General features: G+C 39.8%; 16 protein-coding genes, 1 tRNA gene and 1 other RNA gene. 8 read left to right on the forward strand and 10 right to left on the reverse strand.

The window, feature by feature from the left end:
• Positions 1-24 precede the first annotated feature (24 nt).
• On the forward strand, positions 25-660 hold the full coding sequence (locus tag FLM54_RS10840) for an NAD(P)-binding oxidoreductase (protein WP_178956376.1): 636 nt from the start codon (positions 25-27) through the stop codon (positions 658-660).
• Here the strand turns inward: FLM54_RS10840 and FLM54_RS10845 are convergent.
• Complete coding sequence (locus FLM54_RS10845; protein ID WP_178956377.1) at positions 653-1,411, reverse strand: sulfite exporter TauE/SafE family protein; 759 nt, start codon at positions 1,409-1,411, stop codon at positions 653-655. The genes FLM54_RS10840 and FLM54_RS10845 overlap by 8 nt on opposite strands.
• 265 nt (positions 1,412-1,676) lie before the next feature.
• Positions 1,677-2,033, reverse strand: a transfer-messenger RNA (tmRNA) gene (gene ssrA / locus FLM54_RS10850).
• 249 nt (positions 2,034-2,282) lie between these two features.
• Between ssrA and FLM54_RS10855 the strand changes: the two genes are divergently transcribed.
• The gene (locus tag FLM54_RS10855; RefSeq protein WP_178956378.1) at positions 2,283-3,908 is read left to right on the forward strand and encodes a DUF342 domain-containing protein; all 1,626 of its coding nucleotides are present in this window, start codon (positions 2,283-2,285) and stop codon (positions 3,906-3,908) included.
• 55 nt (positions 3,909-3,963) lie between these two features.
• On the opposite strand, the gene rnt is transcribed toward FLM54_RS10855, so the two are convergent.
• Positions 3,964-4,638 carry a ribonuclease T gene (gene rnt / locus FLM54_RS10860; protein ID WP_178956379.1) on the reverse strand — a complete coding sequence of 225 codons (675 nt, stop codon included), beginning with the start codon at positions 4,636-4,638 and terminating at the stop codon, positions 3,964-3,966.
• A gap of 205 nt (positions 4,639-4,843) precedes the next feature.
• Between rnt and FLM54_RS10865 the strand changes: the two genes are divergently transcribed.
• On the forward strand, positions 4,844-5,722 hold the full coding sequence (locus tag FLM54_RS10865) for an OmpA family protein (RefSeq protein ID WP_178956380.1): 879 nt from the start codon (positions 4,844-4,846) through the stop codon (positions 5,720-5,722).
• A gap of 303 nt (positions 5,723-6,025) precedes the next feature.
• Positions 6,026-7,228, forward strand: coding sequence for an aromatic amino acid transport family protein (locus FLM54_RS10870; protein WP_178956381.1), 1,203 nt, complete (start codon positions 6,026-6,028; stop codon positions 7,226-7,228).
• 76 nt (positions 7,229-7,304) lie between these two features.
• Here the strand turns inward: FLM54_RS10870 and ggt are convergent, their stop codons facing one another.
• Together ggt and FLM54_RS10880 are read right to left on the reverse strand one after the other, a co-directional pair.
• Positions 7,305-8,969, reverse strand: a complete 1,665-nt coding sequence (gene ggt / locus FLM54_RS10875; protein WP_178956382.1) for a gamma-glutamyltransferase — start codon at positions 8,967-8,969, stop codon at positions 7,305-7,307.
• Between the two features lie 109 nt (positions 8,970-9,078).
• Positions 9,079-9,624, reverse strand: coding sequence for a GNAT family N-acetyltransferase (locus FLM54_RS10880; RefSeq protein ID WP_178956383.1), 546 nt, complete (start codon positions 9,622-9,624; stop codon positions 9,079-9,081).
• Between the two features lie 49 nt (positions 9,625-9,673).
• Between FLM54_RS10880 and FLM54_RS10885 the strand changes: the two genes are divergently transcribed.
• Entirely contained in the window at positions 9,674-10,039 is a 366-nt protein-coding gene (locus tag FLM54_RS10885; RefSeq protein WP_008111315.1) for a hypothetical protein, read from the forward strand.
• Between the two features lie 71 nt (positions 10,040-10,110).
• Here the strand turns inward: FLM54_RS10885 and FLM54_RS10890 are convergent, their stop codons facing one another.
• Positions 10,111-12,333 (reverse strand): TonB-dependent receptor, encoded by a 2,223-nt coding sequence (locus FLM54_RS10890; RefSeq protein WP_024602070.1) that lies wholly within the window; start codon positions 12,331-12,333, stop codon positions 10,111-10,113.
• A 373-nt stretch (positions 12,334-12,706) separates the two neighbouring features.
• Between FLM54_RS10890 and FLM54_RS10895 the strand changes: the two genes are divergently transcribed.
• The 3 genes from FLM54_RS10895 to FLM54_RS10905 all read left to right on the forward strand — a co-directional run bounded on the left by FLM54_RS10895 (position 12,707) and on the right by FLM54_RS10905 (position 15,120).
• Positions 12,707-13,303 (forward strand): LuxR C-terminal-related transcriptional regulator, encoded by a 597-nt coding sequence (locus tag FLM54_RS10895; RefSeq protein ID WP_178956384.1) that lies wholly within the window; start codon positions 12,707-12,709, stop codon positions 13,301-13,303.
• Between the two features lie 242 nt (positions 13,304-13,545).
• Positions 13,546-14,700, forward strand: coding sequence for a porin (locus tag FLM54_RS10900; protein WP_024602068.1), 1,155 nt, complete (start codon positions 13,546-13,548; stop codon positions 14,698-14,700).
• Between the two features lie 12 nt (positions 14,701-14,712).
• Positions 14,713-15,120 (forward strand): phosphate ABC transporter substrate-binding protein, encoded by a 408-nt coding sequence (locus FLM54_RS10905; protein WP_024602067.1) that lies wholly within the window; start codon positions 14,713-14,715, stop codon positions 15,118-15,120.
• A 104-nt stretch (positions 15,121-15,224) separates the two neighbouring features.
• Here FLM54_RS10905 and FLM54_RS10910 read toward each other — a convergent pair whose 3' ends face one another.
• The 4 genes from FLM54_RS10910 to tpiA all read right to left on the reverse strand — a co-directional run bounded on the left by FLM54_RS10910 (position 15,225) and on the right by tpiA (position 18,367).
• Positions 15,225-16,850 carry a methyl-accepting chemotaxis protein gene (locus FLM54_RS10910; RefSeq protein WP_024602066.1) on the reverse strand — a complete coding sequence of 542 codons (1,626 nt, stop codon included), beginning with the start codon at positions 16,848-16,850 and terminating at the stop codon, positions 15,225-15,227.
• 250 nt (positions 16,851-17,100) lie between these two features.
• Positions 17,101-17,185: transfer RNA gene (locus FLM54_RS10915), tRNA-Leu, on the reverse strand.
• Between the two features lie 77 nt (positions 17,186-17,262).
• Positions 17,263-17,616: a preprotein translocase subunit SecG gene (secG, locus tag FLM54_RS10920; RefSeq protein WP_010388009.1), complete on the reverse strand. Its 354-nt coding sequence runs from the start codon at positions 17,614-17,616 to the stop codon at positions 17,263-17,265.
• Position 17,617: 1 nt separating this feature from the next.
• Positions 17,618-18,367 (reverse strand): triose-phosphate isomerase, encoded by a 750-nt coding sequence (tpiA, locus tag FLM54_RS10925; protein ID WP_178956385.1) that lies wholly within the window; start codon positions 18,365-18,367, stop codon positions 17,618-17,620.
• Between the last annotated feature and the right edge of the window lie 60 nt (positions 18,368-18,427).

Below are 18,427 nucleotides of genomic sequence, written 5' to 3' on the forward strand. Positions count from 1 at the left end.
CACTATATTGAGAAGGAATTAATTATGAGTAAGACTTTAATTATTGGTGCAAGTGGTCAAATTGGTAAAATGGCTACCAAACTACTTTTAGAAAATGAGCAAAATGTTGTTGCACTTGTAAGAGACAAAAGCAAACTGCATGATTTAGATAGCCCATTTTTAAGTATTGTTGAACAGGATTTAGAAGGTGACTTTTCAAATGCCATTAATGGCTGCGACCAAGTTATCTTTGCGGCAGGTTCAGGTGGAAGTACAGGCACAGATAAAACCGTACTTATTGATTTGTGGGCAGCGACAAAAGCGGCAACTTATTCTAAAGAGCACGGTGTAAAACACTTTATTATGGTCAGCTCTATTGGCGCAGACGATCCAGATGCAATAGATAGTGACTTAAAGCCCTATCTAGTAGCAAAACATATGGCCGATGAGCATTTAATTCACAGTGGACTCAATTATACAATTGTCCGCCCAGGAACATTAACCGACGAAAATGCCTCTTTGGAAGTAACAACTGAGCGTCCTAGCGATCAGTCAAAGGCTAAAATTAGCCGCGAGAATGTAGCCAACGCACTGCTTCACGTTGCTACAAATTCATTTAATAGCAATCGTATTTTTGAGTTATTTGATGGCGACAAACCAATAAAAGCCGCTATTAAATAAGCATTACATTCATCCCTTGCCATGCAAGCTGTATGGCAAGCAGGGTTAAAATCACTTTAAAAATAACCCTAAAACGCGCTACCGATAACCGCTTAAGTAATCTAATCCCTAACCAAGTGCCAATGGCTCCGCTTAAAATCATCGCCAGTGTTAACGGCAACCATTGCCAAAAGCTAAAGCCAAGCCCCGCATAAACAACGGCTTTTAAACTATGCTGCAAGGTCATAATACTTGAAAAAGTCGCGGTAAATTTAAGCTTATCGTAATGATTAATATGTAAATAACTCGCCACCAAAGGCCCACTTGCCCCTACAAAAGTCGAGATAAATGCGGTTATTGCGCCCGCTATTAACCGCCCTAATCGTGAGTCTTTATTAAATTCAGGAATTGTTCCCCACAATAAATAAATAACAAATAAAGCCACAAACAACTTCATACTATCAAGGTTAATATCGCTTACTACTTGGCTTGATAGCCCCACGCCAATTAATCCACCCAGAGTAAAATACAGCAACATCGGCTTATCAAGATGGGTAATGCTTAACAACAACCGATTGGTATTAGAGCCTAACTGCACTAAAGCATGAACAGGCACTACCACCGCCATAGGCATAACCGACGCCATTACCACCAACAGCATTAAACCGCCGCCCGCACCAAAAGCCGCCGATACAAACGAAGTAAACCCCGCCAGTACAATGAGTAACAGCGAGATCAAAGGCGAAACGTGTTCAGCTGTAAAAATATCCATACCCATGCCCGCAGTTAATCATAAGCTCATAATACAACTAATAGACATGTAAGCGACTAGTCTTTTAGTGGTATGGGGTTCGGGGTTCGGGGTTCGGGGTTCGTCGGGGTTCGGGGTTCGGTTCGGGGTTCGGGGTTCGGGGTTCGCAAGATAAACCAAAGCACAATAAATTCAATAATTTCAGCCATAAAAAAACCCGCGACTTGATTGCTCAAGTTGCGGGTTTTTTTAGGGTTTTTAAACAAACGAATTTAAAAACCGTTATTGGTGGAGCTGGGGGGATTTGAACCCCCGTCCGAAAAGCCTCGACCGTCGGTACTACATGTTTAGTATTGTCATTTAATTAACCTTTAAATCCCGGACAAACACGGTAGATAAAGGCGAGGCCGCTTAGTTTTAACGCTTCAACCCCGGCCAGGGTTTCCGTCGCGATCAGGTGTTAGGGTGACACTCCAAAATCCAGTCCACAAGAATACATGGAAGGAGCGCTAGCCAGCCTAAGCTGCTAGAGAGTAGTTATCGTCGTTTGCGATTACTTTAAATTGCGGCTTTTTTACGAGGCAAACCGCACCTCGACATGCACCTCGGGCTTCTTGAATTCCGTCGAATCCTAATCAGCCCCTGAATAAGGTTACTCATTCAGAGTGTCCAAGCAGTATAACCGAGTAACCTACGAATACTCAACACCTTAGGCGTTTTATTTTATTGGTTGATTAATCATGCATCAAACACACATGTAAATGTAAAGTATTGGACAATTAAGAAACAATTACTTAACAATGATGGTGCTTTATGCTCAAATGCAAGGCTAGACCTTGGTCTAATAAATTATAAAAAATAATAACAGACATATTACCTAGAGGATTTATAAATGTCGGTTTTTTCTTTTAATGAGCAAACGGGGTATATCTCTTTAGTTTCACACCCTCATGTTTCAGGTTTAGCCTCAACAGCAACACAGCTTATTGAATTAATGGGCCAGTCAGAATATTGCGAGTGTGAGGTTATTGCTAGCAATATTGGTAAGCTGTTTGCTCAAAATAAAACCGAAGAAGCCCCCTCTTTAGTAATTGCTCAAGCCATTGATGCAAAACTAACCATAAACATCGATGAAAAGAATATGCTCGTTGAAGCTACCCTTATTACTGCCAAGGGCGGTAAATTGCTTAGCATGGAACAAGCGATTGAAGAGTTCTCACAAGCAGGGGTTGTAAAAGGCATTAGCTCTCATGCATTAGAGCAGTTATTGGCGCAACAGTTCGAACACCCCCCAGGAAGTACGCATTGTGCCGAAGTCGCTTTTGGTCGTGCATCTAAAGTGGGTAACGATGCCAAATTTGTACGTCTTTGCTGCACAGCGCAAGACCGCGTACTTAGCCCACAAGCTAAAGGCGGTGGTAAAGTTGATATGAGGAACCTAGGTGATATTATTACTGTAAAACCTGGTTGTGAATTAATGCGGCGCATTCCAGCAACATCGGGGGTTGATGGGTTTACTGTGTTTGGAGATGTGCTAACTGCAACCCCTGGCAAAGAGCATAAATTACAACCTTTTGACGGCACTAAAATTGCGCCTGACAACCCCAACTTATTAATTGCCGACTGTACTGGCGTACCGGTTGCCCTTCCCCGTGGTATGCGTGTTGATGATGTTTTATGTTTTCACAATATTGATCCAAGTACTGGGCATGTTGAATTTGATGGCAGTATTATAGTCAGTGGTGATATAAAAGATGGCATGCGCGTGACCGCCAGCGGCGATATTACTGTTTTAGGCTTTGTTGAATCGGCGCAGCTCAAAAGTGATAGTGCCATCACAATAGTAAAGGGTGCAATTGGCAGAAAGCGAGAAGCCGATGAGCCATTTACCTGTTCTATTTTAGCTAAACGAACCGTTGCGCTTGGTTACTCTCAATACTGCGACATAAAAACGGATCAAAACTTACTAATAGATCGCCAATCATTACATTGTGACTTGAGTGCTGGAAATTTAATTAGGGTGGGCAGCGCAAAAGATCCTAAAGGTAAAATTATTGGTGGCCATATTCTAGACGCAATGCGCATTGAAACAGGTGAATTGGGCGCACCAGCAGGAACTAAAACCCGTGTTTGCATCGCACAGCGATGGTATGTGCTAAAACAAAAACAAGCGCAAATCACTGACTTTGAAAAAGTTTTAATCAGTAAGTCAATTGAACTACAGCAAGCGCGTCAGCGAATTAATAAACAAGTTGCAAGCGCACAGCGTCAGCAATTTTTGAATAAAATAACAACGAATGAAGAACACATAGCAAACCGAAGCGCCAGCATCAATCAGCAAAAGCAGTTGCTAAGAAAGAAAATGACGCAGCTTTTAGCGCTCAGTCGCTTAAAAGTTAATGAGCTTATGCACCCTGGGGTAGAGCTTAAAATTGCACGAGAATCAATTAGCTTTTCGCGTAATTACCCACCACATTTAATCACTCATAGTGAAGGTAAAATAACGCAATCGTTTTAATAACGCTTATTAAGACTGACTCAGCCCCACAAAGTAAGTATTCACTATTGTGAACTTAATCTTGGTTGCTTGCTTCGTCTTCGCTCTGTTGTGTTTCATCTATAGCAAGTGGCCAACCACCTAGTTGCTGCCAACGATTAACAATTAAACAATATAATTCAGCGGTGCGTTCTGTATCGTATAACGCAGAGTGTGCTTGTTTGTTATCGAACTCTATTCCTGCTGCTCGGCACGCTTTAGCTAATACTGTTTGGCCTAATGCCAAACCCGCAAGTGATGTGGTATCAAAACTAACAAACGGATGAAATGGTGTGCGCTTGATGTTATTACGCTCAATAGCGGCATTTAAAAAGCCATGGTCAAAAGCGGCATTATGAGCAACCACCACAGAGCGCTGACACCCTGCGGCTTTTTGCGCTTTGCGCACTACTTTACAAATTTCTTTAATCGCCTCTTCTTCAGGGACTGCCCTTCGAAGTGCTGAAAAAGGCTCAATCCCATTAAACTCAATAGCGGCTTGTTCAATGTTTGCACCCTCAAACGGTTGCACATGAAAATGAACGGTATGATCGATACTAAGCAGTCCTTCGTCATCCATTTTTAAGACGGATGCTGCAATTTCTAGTAGTGCGTCGGTTTCTTTGTTAAAACCGGCGGTTTCAACATCAATAACCACAGGAAAAAAGCCACGAAAGCGTTGTGCGAAAAGTGTTTGCTCAGTATTTGCCATAGTATTCTTGGTTTATAGGGATTAGCTGTCTATTATGTCAAAATTGATGGCCTGTCGGCTAGGGGATTTATTGATTAATTACAGTTAAACTATAGGCATGTTACTTGCTTTGTAATTAGCGTTTACGCTGAATTATTTGCTGTTGCGTAATATTTTACGGTTTTTGTCACTTTTTTGGCAGAGCTAGATAACTGGAGAATTCTCGATGAAGTGTAAGTTGTTATTTATTAGCCTAGGCATTAGTAGTGTGCTGTATAGTTTGAATACAACTGCAGCAATGCGCCAGTACACGGCTAGCCAAGATAATTCAAACTGGAACTTGGTTAAAACAACTCGCTTGCAATGCCAATTAAATCATGAAGTTCCCTACTATGGTGAAGCTGTTTTTAAAGCATCAGCAAGTAAAAACAAAGATCTCACTTTTAATTTAGACATGGTGGTGCGCCCAGAAAATTACGCGATTGCCGGTTTAAAAGCGGTACCACCTAGCTGGCGAGCAGGCCGCCCTGCCCGTGATATTGCTGATATGAAATTACTTAAAAAGTTTGATGGTGAATTAGGTAATAAAACAGCATGGGAAATACTGACTGAGCTTGAAAAAGGCAACCAACCCACTTTTTACTACCAAGACTGGCAAAATAGTGCCGATAAAATTGCCGTGGGTATGTCTAATGTTAACTTTAAGCAAGCGTATTGGGCATTTTTACAATGCCGAGACGAATTGCTGCCATACAATTTTGAAGATATTTCGTTCACTATAATGAATTATGAATCGAATAGCAGTAAGTTAACTAAGTCATCGCAGCAACGCCTTGATAAAATTGCTGAGTATTTAAAAAACGACCCCAGTATAGAGTCAATCAGTATTGCATCCTATACCGATAGTTATGGCGGTCGTTGGAATAACCTCGATTTATCTAGAACCCGCGCTAAGGCTATTAAAGATTACATGGTTAGCTTAGGTGTTGATGGAACTAAAGTGGTTACTGAAGGCTTTGGTGAAAAACGCTTTGTAGATACCAACGATAATATTTTGGGCCGTGATAAAAACCGCCGCTTAGTGATTCAAATAGCTAAAATGTAAATTCAGCCCCCTCTTTTAATGGCTGAAGGTGCAATTTTAGCACTTTCGGCCAACACCTATTGTTTTAGTAATCCCTCTATTGTGCAAAACCAATAATCTGACCATTTAGTTATTAACATTTGGCTTTTTATTTTTTCATTTATATTAATAAGTTAAATTTCATTTCTTGATGATTTTGGCTTTTTTAATACAGTTGTAAATAGAAGATTACATTTTATTTTGTCTCTTTTATGACAAAACTATTTAAGTTTTGCACAACTAGTTATATCTTGCGTGTCTCTCACGTTTGATCAGGACCATTAAGTGCTTAAAAATAAAACAATAGGTAGCATGTTAATTGTTGCAGGAACCACCATAGGTGCAGGTATGCTTGCCCTACCCATTGCCTCTGCGGGACTGGGATTTAATACGGCAATGGTGTTAATTGTAGGGTGTTGGTTACTAATGACCTACACTGCATTGCTTATGTTGGAGCTTCACCAATATGCCCCTCGCGACGCCACCTTAAATACACTGGCTAAGCTTTGGCTTGGTAAACGTGGCCAGTATGTAGCTAACTTTTCGATGATATTCTTATTTTATGCACTGTGCGCTGCTTACATAGCCGGTGGTGGTGCTCAGCTACAAGAGCGCATTAATACTGGGTTTAATCTTAGTATTGCTCCACAATTTGGCTCCGTTATTTTAGCCGTATTGATTGCAGGTGTGGTGACTTTAGGCACTAGTAAAGTTGATAAGCTTAACCGAGTACTATTTAGTGTAAAAATAGTAGTTTTGGCTAGCTTGTTTTATATGCTAACACCTTATGTACATGGCCAACACTTATTGGAAATGCCTGTTGAGCAAGGGCTGATACTGTCGGCTATCCCGGTGGTATTCACCTCTTTTGGTTTTCATGGCTCAATTCCTTCTATTGTTAAATATGTCGGGCTTGATATAAAAACCTTGCGCAAAGTTATGATTGCAGGCGCCTCTTTACCACTGGTTATTTATGTATTTTGGCAAGTATTAAGCCAAGGCATAATGAGCCAAGAGCAATTACTACAAAGCGATGGGTTAACTGGTTTTGTAGCCAGTGTGGCCAATATTGCCAATAACGCCAATGTTTCTACTGCGGTTAAACTCTTTGCCGACTTAGCTCTAGCAACGTCATTTTTAGGGGTAAGCTTGGGGTTATTTGACTTTTTTGCTGACACATTCAAAAAAGCAGACACGGGGGCTGATAGAATTAAAACAGCACTTATTACTTTTGTTCCTCCTCTTGGATTTGCTTTATTTTACCCGCAAGGATTTATTATGGCATTAGGCTATGCAGCCATTGCTTTGGTTATATTGGCAGTATTTTTACCCGTTAGCATGGTGTACAAGCAGCGTCAGGGGATTGAAAAAGAAGGCTATAAAGTACGCAGTGGTAATATTGGTTTGGCCATAGCCGCTTTGTGTGGTATTTCAATTATTAGCGCACAATGCCTGCAAATGGCAGGAGTTATACCGGCTATAGGCTAGCCCCTATAGTTGTTCTAATATATGCACCCCAATGATGGTTTTGGGGTGCATACCATTCAAACGTCAATAATTAACGTTAAAATACTATCGCTTGCCCTCTTCCGCTTTGCTCAGACGCCGCATCTAATTTGCCATCATTATTGATAATCACATGCATATCACCAAAGTGACGCTCATCCACTGTATAACCCATTTTTATTAGCTGTTGCTTTACTGAGGACTCCAAACCCGAGTGCGCTCTAATCACATTTTTAGGCCATAACTGATGGTGAAAACGCGGGCTATTTACTACTTCATTTGCGCTCATATTAAATTCAATCGCATTGAGTATTGATTGATACACTGAACTAATAATTGTGGTGCCGCCAGGCGACCCTGTTACCATTTTCACCTTATTATTACTGAGTAAAATGGTTGGAGTCATAGAGCTTAACATACGTTTATGTGGCTGAATTTCATTCGCTTTTCCGCCAATGGCGCCAAATACATTCATAACCCCAGGCTTAGCGCTAAAGTCATCCATTTCATCATTTAAAATAAAGCCAGCGCCTTCTACGACTACGCCACTACCAAACCCTAAATTGATGGTGGTGGTATTAGCAACAGCATTCCCCATGTTATCAATAATAGAAAAGTGTGTGGTTTGTTCGCTTTCTTTTAAACCCGGTTTAATATTTTCAGTGGTAGAAATGGCCTTTAAATCTATACTATTGCTGCGGTTTTTAAGATAGTTTTCTGCAAGTAACTTAGCTGTAGGCACTTGGTAAAAATCAGGATCGCCTAAGTATTCTGCCCTATCAGCAAACACTCGCTTACCTATTTCAGCAAGTAAGTGCACATACCCAACTGAATTATGTGATGGTGCAGCTATGGGCTTTTTAAGCTCATACATTTTAAGCCATTGTAATATAGCAATACCGCCGGAGCTTGGTGGCGGTGAAGTAAGCACTTGATAGCCGTTCCAGTTAGCTTTTATAGGAGTACGAGACTTTGCGCGGTAATTTTTTAAATCGTCTTGAGTAATAATACCGCCATGTTGCTCCATAAAGTTTGCGATGATCGTTGCGGTTTCACCTTGATAAAAGCCATCTTGGCCATTATCGCGAATGCGTTTGAGTGTCACTGCAAGCTCAGGTTGCTTAAAAAGCTTACCAGATGTAGCGCTTGCAAAATAATTGGCAAAGTTTACTTTAATGTTTTTATTGTTTAGATGTTCTATGTAGCCCTTAATTAACAGAGCCAACTTTTCAGGCACCACAAAACCTTGCTCTGCTAATGTTACCGCAGGCTGTACTAAGGTTTTCCAAGGAAGTGTGCCATGCTTCTTATGTGCTAGCCACATACCAGCAACACTACCCGGTACACCACTGGCATGAATACCATAAATAGATTTATTAGCAATAACTTGCCCTTGCGCGTCTAAATACATATCACGATGTGCGGCGTTCGGTGCAGTTTCACGGTAATCTATAAAATCACCTTGCCCATCCTTATGAATAAGCATAAACCCACCGCCGCCAATATTACCCGCCTCGGGAAGCGTAACGGCCAATACAAACTGTGCTGCAATGGCTGCATCAACCGCGTTCCCCCCCTGCTCTAACACAGCTTTTGCAGCATGTGCACTAAAAGTGTCAGGCATGGCAACGGCACTCTGTTTAGCCGCTACACTAAAAACACATAACTGTATTACCACAATACTACTGATAATTAGCTTGCTTGGTGAAAAAAGTGCTCCCATCCCATATCCTTAGGTTATTTTTATACATTGATGGAAAACATTAATGCATAGTAACAAACATCAGGTCAATATTTAGATGCTACATTTTTAAGGCTTAGGAAGTTTTAGCTCAACTGCACGGCTTTGAATAAAGCGCAGCAGTTAAGTTTGAGCCATCATCAGTATAAATATAATAGTGCTGTAGCTGCATACCGAGCTTTTTCATGATGTTAATTGAGCCAACGTTGGCGGTCAGCGCTGTGGCACTGATTGCCTTTACTTGCGACTGTTTTTCAATCGTTGAGCAAATCGCTTGTGCCGCCTCAGTTGCATAACCCTTACCCCAACTCGCTTGTTTAAATCGCCAGCCGACTTCAATATCACTAAAGTCAGGCGTATCTGAAAAAAAGCCCATCGGCCGAACAAGCACCCACCCTATAAAGGTATTGCCTTCACGCAGGGTTACCTGCCATAGCCCCCAACCTTGTTGCTCATTTCTATACGCAAGCATTCTTGGAATGCCTTTCGTTTTTATATCTTCAAGCGAAGTGGGTTTACCTTGTGTTAAATACTGCATAACGGCTGGATCTTGATCGAGCTCGAATAATTTCTGCCAATCTTTTTCGTCCATTAATTTAAAACTTAATCGTGTTGTTACAGCTATGTTCATTTTCATTGTTGTATAGTTACCTCTGAAATATATTTTTCACTAAAGGAGATAGTCAATGAAGAAATTAGCAGGTTTAGCATTATTAGGCACTTTAATTACACTAACAGGGTGTGAAGATGCCAACGAAGTGAAACAAGACGCCAAACAAACGAGCGCTGAAGTTCAAGAAAAGCTAAACGAAACGTGGAACGACGTTAAAGAAAAAACCAATGAGCTTAAAAATGACGAGTCATTTAATGAGCTGCTTGAAGAGAGTAAAGCGATGGGCTTAGACATGTACGATGACGGCAAAGAAGTAGCTGTTGATGCATGGATCAAAAGCAAAGAAGCGGCTGGCGAGCTAACTGAAAAAACGAAGCAAAAAGCACGTGAAATTGCAGCAGAAATTGAGCAAGCACGTGAAGAGCATAAAGAAGGTTAATTATTTTTAACCATAAAAAAAGGTAAGCCATGGCTTACCTTTTTTGTATTATTTTTAGAGTAAATTATGGGTTATAGTTCAAAGTCTTTTTTGAATTTTAAACCAAACTCACTACGGTCATTGCTGCGCATTACGCCAACAAAACCAGTTTGCTGCAGGCGACCTACATCGTAAACTTCGTTTAATACGTTCTCACCATATAGCGTTACTTCCATATCGCCGTATGGATTAGTGTAAGAAATATTAAAACCAACTAGCTCACGCGAATCAATCGTTTCACTTTTATTGAAAACTGACTGACCTTGCATTTCACTACGGTACGAGTAGTTGGCATTTAATGCAACCGTGCCACCATTGCTTAAATCAACAAAGTAAGATGGAGCAACCATCACCGTCCAACGAGGTGTCAGTGCTGGTGAGTCACCTTTACCAATACCTTGTACACCTTCAGCTACTTCTGTAATTTCAGAATCTAAGTAACCTACTGCAGTGCGAATAGTAAAGTCGTCGGTTAGTGCAATTGTGGTTTCAAGCTCAATACCTTGCGCTTTAGACTGGCCTGCATTTTCAACGATAGTTACAAAGCCACCGCCCGCGGTTGGATCTGAGAATGGCAGTGCTAAATCAGTGTAGTCAGTAACAAACATTGCAAGCATCATAGATACATTTTCATGTACCTGGCCCTTTAAACCAATCTCGTAGTTAACTGCTTTGGTTTCATCAAACGATACAAACTGATCCGGACCACCAAATGGGCGCGGTGGGAAACCACCTGTTTGGTAACCTTTTTGCACTTGACCGTATACATTCATATTATTGCTAAGCTGGTATGAAGCATTAACGTCCCATGTTACTGCATTAAAGTCTGCACTAATGTCTTTACGCTCAGGGAAGGTTGGGAAAATAGCATTCGCATCTTTTTTATCTTCTGAGTAACGAAGGCCACCGCCGATTGTTAAATCATCAGTTAAATCGTAACTACCGTTAATGTAAGCTGCGTATGAGTTTGTTTCTTGATTTATTTCAAAAAATCCAAAGCCACCAAATGAAGGAGTAACACCATCATTTAGCACACCATCTGGTGTATTAAACGGGCTAAATACAAAATCTTCAGAGCGAGTAAAGCCATCTTCATTAAAGAAGTATAGACCCGATACAAAGTCCATTTTATCAAACGTGGCGTTTAGCTGAAGTTCAAAAGAGTATTGATCTGCACCGCCCACTTCTGGGAACTCAGATAAGTTAAGTGGTGATGCATCATCATCTAAACCACCTTCATATTCAGAAGTACGGTAGCTTGAGATAAACTTGGCTGTATATGTGTTATTAATCGCCCAATCAGCTGTAAATGACGTACCCCAACCAGAATATGAAGTTGACTCAATACCGGCAACCGTTGTGCCTAAATCATCAGGGTTTTGAGGAATTAAGTCTTCAGTTAATAATGGGAAATCGCCATTAAAGACATCATTTGAATCTAATGAATCTGTCAGTTCAATAGTATAAGGTGATTGACCTGACTCATTATCAACGCCATCTAGCGAGAAAGTAAACGCTAAATCACTAGTTGCTTCATATTTAAGTGCTATACGACCACTAAACTCTTGCTCTTCACCAATTTCTTTTTCAGGGTTAGCTAAGTTTACTGCCGTACCTACCCCATTACGTTGTTTGTATGACGCACTGGCTGACATGCTTAGATCGTTAGTTAGTGCATTATTAAAGTAAATATCACCCGCAACTCGACCACGACTGCCCACTTTAGCGGTTGTTGTTAGAATACCTTCATCACCAGGTTGTTTAGTAATTACGTTTACTGCACCACCTAATGTGTTACGGCCATAAAGTGTGCCTTGTGGCCCACGTAGAACTTCAACTCGCTCTACATTAGGAAGTGATAAGTTAGACCCCATTTGACGACCTAAGTAAACACCATCTAGGTAAACACCTACGCCTGGATCGGTTGTTATAATGTGATCTTGCAAACCAATACCACGAATAAACACTGAGGCATGTGCAGCATTACCAACACCATAACGAGTAATGTTTAAGTTAGGAACGTATTTACCAATATCTTCTAAGTTACCCATATTGGCTTTATCAATAAGGTTAGCACCTATTGATGTAATCGCAGTTGGAGATTCGAACAAGCTCTCTGTACGTTTACGAGCTGTCACTTCAATTTTTTCAAACGCGTCTTGTTTGGCTGTCGTTTTAGCTTCTTGTGCATTTGCGGAAGTTGTTAGGGCTGCAATAACCGCTAAACTTAACTGTGAGAGGGTGCGTAATTTCAAGGTCTTCTCCAAAGGGTATTAATTTAATTATGCGTTATGCTGTGTAAACATAAATTGTAGGCATAAAAAAAGATGCGTTAGATGCATCTTTCCTCTGGGAGTTTATTATATTACAAAAACGCTACAATATGTACATTTAACTTTAGTTTACGTAAAAATTTATTTTTATCTTTTTAAGCTTAGCCAACTTACCTAAATAGCAATGCAAATTTAGCTTTAAATTAATACTTTAACATTAATTACCACCAGTATTATTTGTTAATTGAACATGCGCTTTGTTGCGAAAAACACATTAAAGCTATTTAAGATTATGACAATATCCAAACACCCTTTATATTTAAATATACTACAGAATCATTTTTAGGTGAAAAGCATGACAAAAAAACAGACCACGCAATCAGCTAACATGCTTTTTAACAACAACCATTATAGTCCATTATTTTTTACTACATTGAATAACGGCATATTATTAGTCTGTCATTCAGCACTCAATAGCCTTACAAATTACGAACTTTTGAGTCATTTTATGCAAACCAATAATTACCAAGGGTTAGTTATCTTTAATATTCCTAAAAATACTGATGCTGCTTCACTTAAAGAATGGCCAAATTTGAAAGGCCTTTTCTATCAAGATACCAATGAGGAACTATTTAACAGGGGGTTAGAAGCAATTAAACAAGGGGAGTTGTGGTTTCCACGTACTATCAGTGATATTTGGATGCGCCAAATGCTCGATTCAGAGCAAAAAACTGCTTTGCAAACAAATAACCTAACCGATAAAGAAATTAAAGTACTCAACCTACTTTTCAGTGGGCTTCATTCCAGTGCTATTGCTGATAGTTTATTTATAAGTGAAGCTACGGTAAGAGTGCACTTACATAAAATTTATAAAAAAATAGCGGTCAAGAATAAACAGCAGGCAATTCGATGGTGCCAAGACAACCTAAAAAATATGAATTCGCGTTCATAACTTAAAAAATAATTACTACTTAATACCTACTGTAGTAAATATCATCTCATTATAAATAACTCAAACAAGTCAATTAGTTACATTACCTGAAAATAAAAAAACCTTACTTTTCAATCACGGCCATGCCTTTTTGTTGCAAAAAAGCAGTAAAAAGGACTTAATTTATTAATTTTAATTAGAAAAAAGTTAATACTCATCTTATACTGCAACGGGATACACATGAAATTTAAATAGGATACACAATGAAAAAACTATCAGTTGCAGTAGCAATTTGTTGCGCACTTGCCACAAGCAATGCGAGTGCTGAAGTTCGTATTAATGGGTTTGCTTCTATTGTCGGTGGTAAGTCACTCGATAGTGATCAAACTTTATATGGATATGATGATGATATTTCATTTAAAAATGAAAGCGTATTTGCACTTCAGCTGACCGCTGACCTGCAAGAGAAGTTATCCGCTACAGCGCAAATAGTAGCTCGCGGTGAAAATGATTTTGACGCTGATTTTGAATGGGCATACATAACATATGAGTTCTCTGATGAGCTACAATTAAGCGCCGGTAAAATGCGCGCACCATTTTTTCGCTATTCTGACTTTTTAGATGTTGGCTATGCCTATCGTTGGGTTCGTCCACCACAATCCGTTTACAGACTGCCATTTTCAACCTATGAAGGGTTGAGTTTGTTATACACTTCACAATTAGGTGATTGGGATTCAACTTTACAGGTTATCTACGGTGGCTTTGAGGGTGATGTAGTAGCAGTTACTTATAACGACCAAGCAGAGTTAGATGATGTAGCAGGTATTAACTGGACACTCTCTTATGATTGGTTTAGTGCTCGTGCAGCTTACCTTGTAACAGACACTACTATGAAACTTGGGCAAAAAGATGAGAATGATCTAGCGGGGGTTCAAATAAACGCCCTAGAAAATATATTGCGCCAAAATGGATTAACGACTCAAGCTGACGATATTTCAATAAATGAAGATGATAGCTACTTCTTAGGTTTTGGCATTTCAATAGATTACAACAATATTCTATTTGACGCTGAATATACCGAATTTGAAGTTAAAGACAGTATATTAGCAAAGCAGTCTCAATATTACGCTTCTATTGGGTATCGTATGGATAACGTCATAGCTCATTTTACTTATGAAGATAATGACGACAAGCATGACTCATCAAGGTTTAATGCTATAGAGTCAGTGCCGACTCTAAATGCTGCAATAAATGGAGCCTTAGAAGGTACTCGTGCCCAAAGTAATGTATACACCATTGGTGCGCGCTATGACTTCCACCCAATGGCAGCATTAAAAGTAGATTTTAGTCGCTTCGAAAACGACATATCAAATACTGAAACTGATGTTATCGCCGTTGGCGTTGATTTAGTATTTTAATTGGAGCGAACAATGAAAAAATTAATTTTAGCCAGCATGCTAACACTATGTAGTACTGCAGCATTTGCTGAAGTTGCAGTAATCGTTAACCCAGCGAATGCCAATGCAATAAGCCAAGATGATATTAAAAAAATATACCTTGGCAAGAGCAAATCGTTTGCTGATGGTACCAAAGTAAACCCTGTTAACCAAAATGGTACTGCAGTGGCAGATGAGTTTAACGACAAGCTTGTTGGCAAATCAGGCAGCCAATTAAATGCTTATTGGTCAAAGCTAGTTTTTACTGGCAAAGGCACGCCTCCAGGTAAACTTGATAATGACCAAGCTGTGATTGATTTTGTAGCTGCTAATGCTGATGCAATTGGCTATATAGACAGCGCCAAAGCAAGTGATAAAGTTAAAGTAGTAGGTAAGTATTAACCTGCTAAATTAAAAATAAAAGCCCGTAACAAATACTTTGTTGCGGGCTTTTTTATGCCTATTATTTACAACCGTCATAAAACCTTAAAGTTTCGCCTTAACGACTACTCAATTTTAAACTTAGCAGTTGCATCTAATAGATTATCTGAAAGGTAATGTAAGTTTTTTGCCACATCTCTTACCGCTTTGAGTGAACTCATCGTATCTTCAAATGAAACATGCATATTCGATACGTTGTCTACTACCATCGCGGCCACAGAGGTTTGCTCTTCAGTTGCTGCTGCAATCTGCGAATTCATCCCATTAATTTCTAGTATTTGCTCTGCTATTTTTTCAATCGAGACACCGGTTTGCTCTGCTGCACTGGCATTATCTGTGGCCATGTCTCTTGCAGAAGTCATAGCCGTTACTGACTCATTGGCAGCCACACTTAATGTACTTAGTAACTCACGAATTTCATTAGTTGACTGTGCTGTGCGTGATGCAAGCTCGCGGACCTCATCTGCTACCACAGCAAAGCCACGACCATGCTCACCTGCACGCGCAGCTTCAATTGCAGCATTTAACGCCAACAAGTTTGTTTGTTCGGCAATGGAGGTAATTACATTGAGTATTTGCGATACATTTTTAGTGTCATCGGCTAATTTATTAATGGTGTTGGCCGCTATATTAATTTCATCGCTTAACGTACGCGACGCATTAACTGACATTTTGACTTGTACACGACTTTGATCTACTTCTTTTTCTGCTGTTTGCACAGCATTAGATGCGCTCGCTGCTGATTGTGAAATATCGCCAACGCTTTGCTTCATCTCTTCCATCGACTGCTTAACAACATCTGCATCGGTGGTTTGTTTAGTGGTTGCTCGCTCTGCTCGCTCCATCCCTTGCACAAGACGGGTTGAATTTTCCATTAGCGGTTCACATACCGCGATAACTTCTAAAACGGTTTCTCTCAGCAGACTAATAAAAGCATTAAAGTTTATAGATACCTGACCAATCTCGTCCTCTGAGTTAACAGCAAGCTTGGTGCTTAATGATCCTTTACCACTTGCTAAAAGACTTAGGTTATTAGCAGCATCACTGGCTGATGAACCAATATTACGTGCAATCCAAATAGCCATAAGCAAAAGCAATACTAATGATACAACCGCCACAACTAACATTAGATTAAGCGCATCATCTGATCGTGCTTTTGTATTGGCAACTAGCTGGAAAAAGCGATCATCTGCTTTTTGTTGTGCGTTTTTAAAGCTGGTTAAAACCGCCTCGAAAAGGCTTGTTTTAAGCTGCGCCTGTTGTTGTATTTTACTAAAATCAGCCGTGCCATTAACCATGCCATTAGCGATAGTTGCAGATATCTTTTCATAATTTTTCAGCCGCGTTTTTGTGTCGCTATCAATATATGATCCATTAATTGTTTCTATTGCGTCCAAATTCAAAATGAGCCGCTGATAAGTTTCACTCGCTTTTGTTACTAACTCTTGCTCGCCAAAGGTTACAGCCTGAGTGTATAACTCATCTAACTTTTCTAAAATGCTTACGTTGGCCAAGGTTAATTTAGCTACTTTATAAGAAGATTTCTCCATTTCATCAAGTGATATGCGATTTTCGTTCATAGCAAAGTAATTAACCAAAACAATTACTAAGAATGCGATTATCGCTATAGATGTAATTGCATGTATTTTTTTAGTAATGCTGAGGTTTTTAAAAGAGAAACCTGAAGCCATATTAATTTACCCCGTTTAATTATCTATAGTTATTATCGGCTTAATATAGAAAAATGTTAACTTTATTTTTAACTTTCGACGTTTTTTGTACATAAAATTAAATATACAACAATATTCTTTTATAAACACCAACAATTGAAATATAGAGTGTTCTACTCAATGTTCAACATTAATCCAAAAAGAGTTGTTTAATATTTTAAATTTCAGACACAAAAAAACCAGTAACATTGCTGTTACTGGTTTTTATATTTGGTGCGGATGGGGGGACTTGAACCCCCACGCCCGAAAGCACTACCCCCTCAAGGTAGCGTGTCTACCAATTCCACCACATCCGCATTTTTTAAGCTATTGCTTAGCGTTAAGTCTTAAAGCTAACTTGAGGAAAGAGAGCGACTTAACAATTTAAACTAAATTAATTTGGTACGTCAGAGCTTTGCTCTTTTGTAGATGTTACCGGAACATCTTCTTCAACTGGCGTCACAGTTTCAACAGCTGGAGCCGCTTCTAAGTTTTCCCACTCGTCAGTCTTTTTGATTTGACCGGCAGTTAAGTTACCTAAAACAATACTTAACACGAAGAAGATCGTTGCTAAAGTTGTTGTCGTTTTCGTCATAAAGTTACCGGCTCCTGAAGAACCAAAAACAGTAGACGATGCGCCTGCACCAAATGATGAGCCCATGTCAGCGCCTTTACCTTGCTGGATCAAAACCATACCAACAAGCGCTAACGCTACAATTAAATACACTACTAATAAAATTTCGTACATCTTATACGGTCCCTTTTGCACTATTGCAGATAGCAGTGAATGATTCTGCTTTTAAACTGGCGCCACCAATTAGGCCGCCGTCTATATCTGTTTGTGCAAATAATAATTCGCTATTTTTTTCATTAACGCTACCACCATATAAGATGGTTAGCCCTTGTGCTAAATCGCTGTCTAGTGAAGCAATCTTGTCACGGATAAATTTGTGAACACTTTGTGCCTGTTCAGGCGATGCAGTCTTACCTGTGCCTATAGCCCAAACGGGCTCATATGCTATCACAGATTCTTTCAGTGCTGCTACACCTAATTTATTAATTACTGCGTCAATCTGCGCAGCAACTACCTGTTCTGTTTGCCCGTTTTCTTGCTCTATTTCGCTCTCTCCAACACATAAAATAGGCGTTAAACCTACTTGTTGTGCGCGAGCAAATTTTGCCGCTACGGTGTCGTTGCTTTCTTTATATATACTGCGGCGTTCTGAGTGACCAACCAGTACATATGTTGCACCTAATTGCTTAATTAGCTGGGCATCTACTTCACCAGTAAAGGCACCTGGCGTATTCTCTGAAACAGTTTGTGTCCCAGTAGTTACACCACTGGCGACCATTGCTGATATCAGTGGAAACGGAGGAAATAAAACAATGCTTACTTCAGAAGATTTAACATCGTTAATAGCATCAGACAGTTGTTCAACAAGTTCTAATGAACCATTCATTTTCCAGTTGCCCGCGACCATCGCCTTGCGTGTTGCCATTTTTCCACTCCACATTAGAAAGCGGGCGAGATATTAACTCGACTCGCCCAAAGTTACAAG

The sequence above is a fragment of the Pseudoalteromonas sp. Scap25 genome (assembly GCF_013394125.1).
Lineage (GTDB): Bacteria > Pseudomonadota > Gammaproteobacteria > Enterobacterales > Alteromonadaceae > Pseudoalteromonas.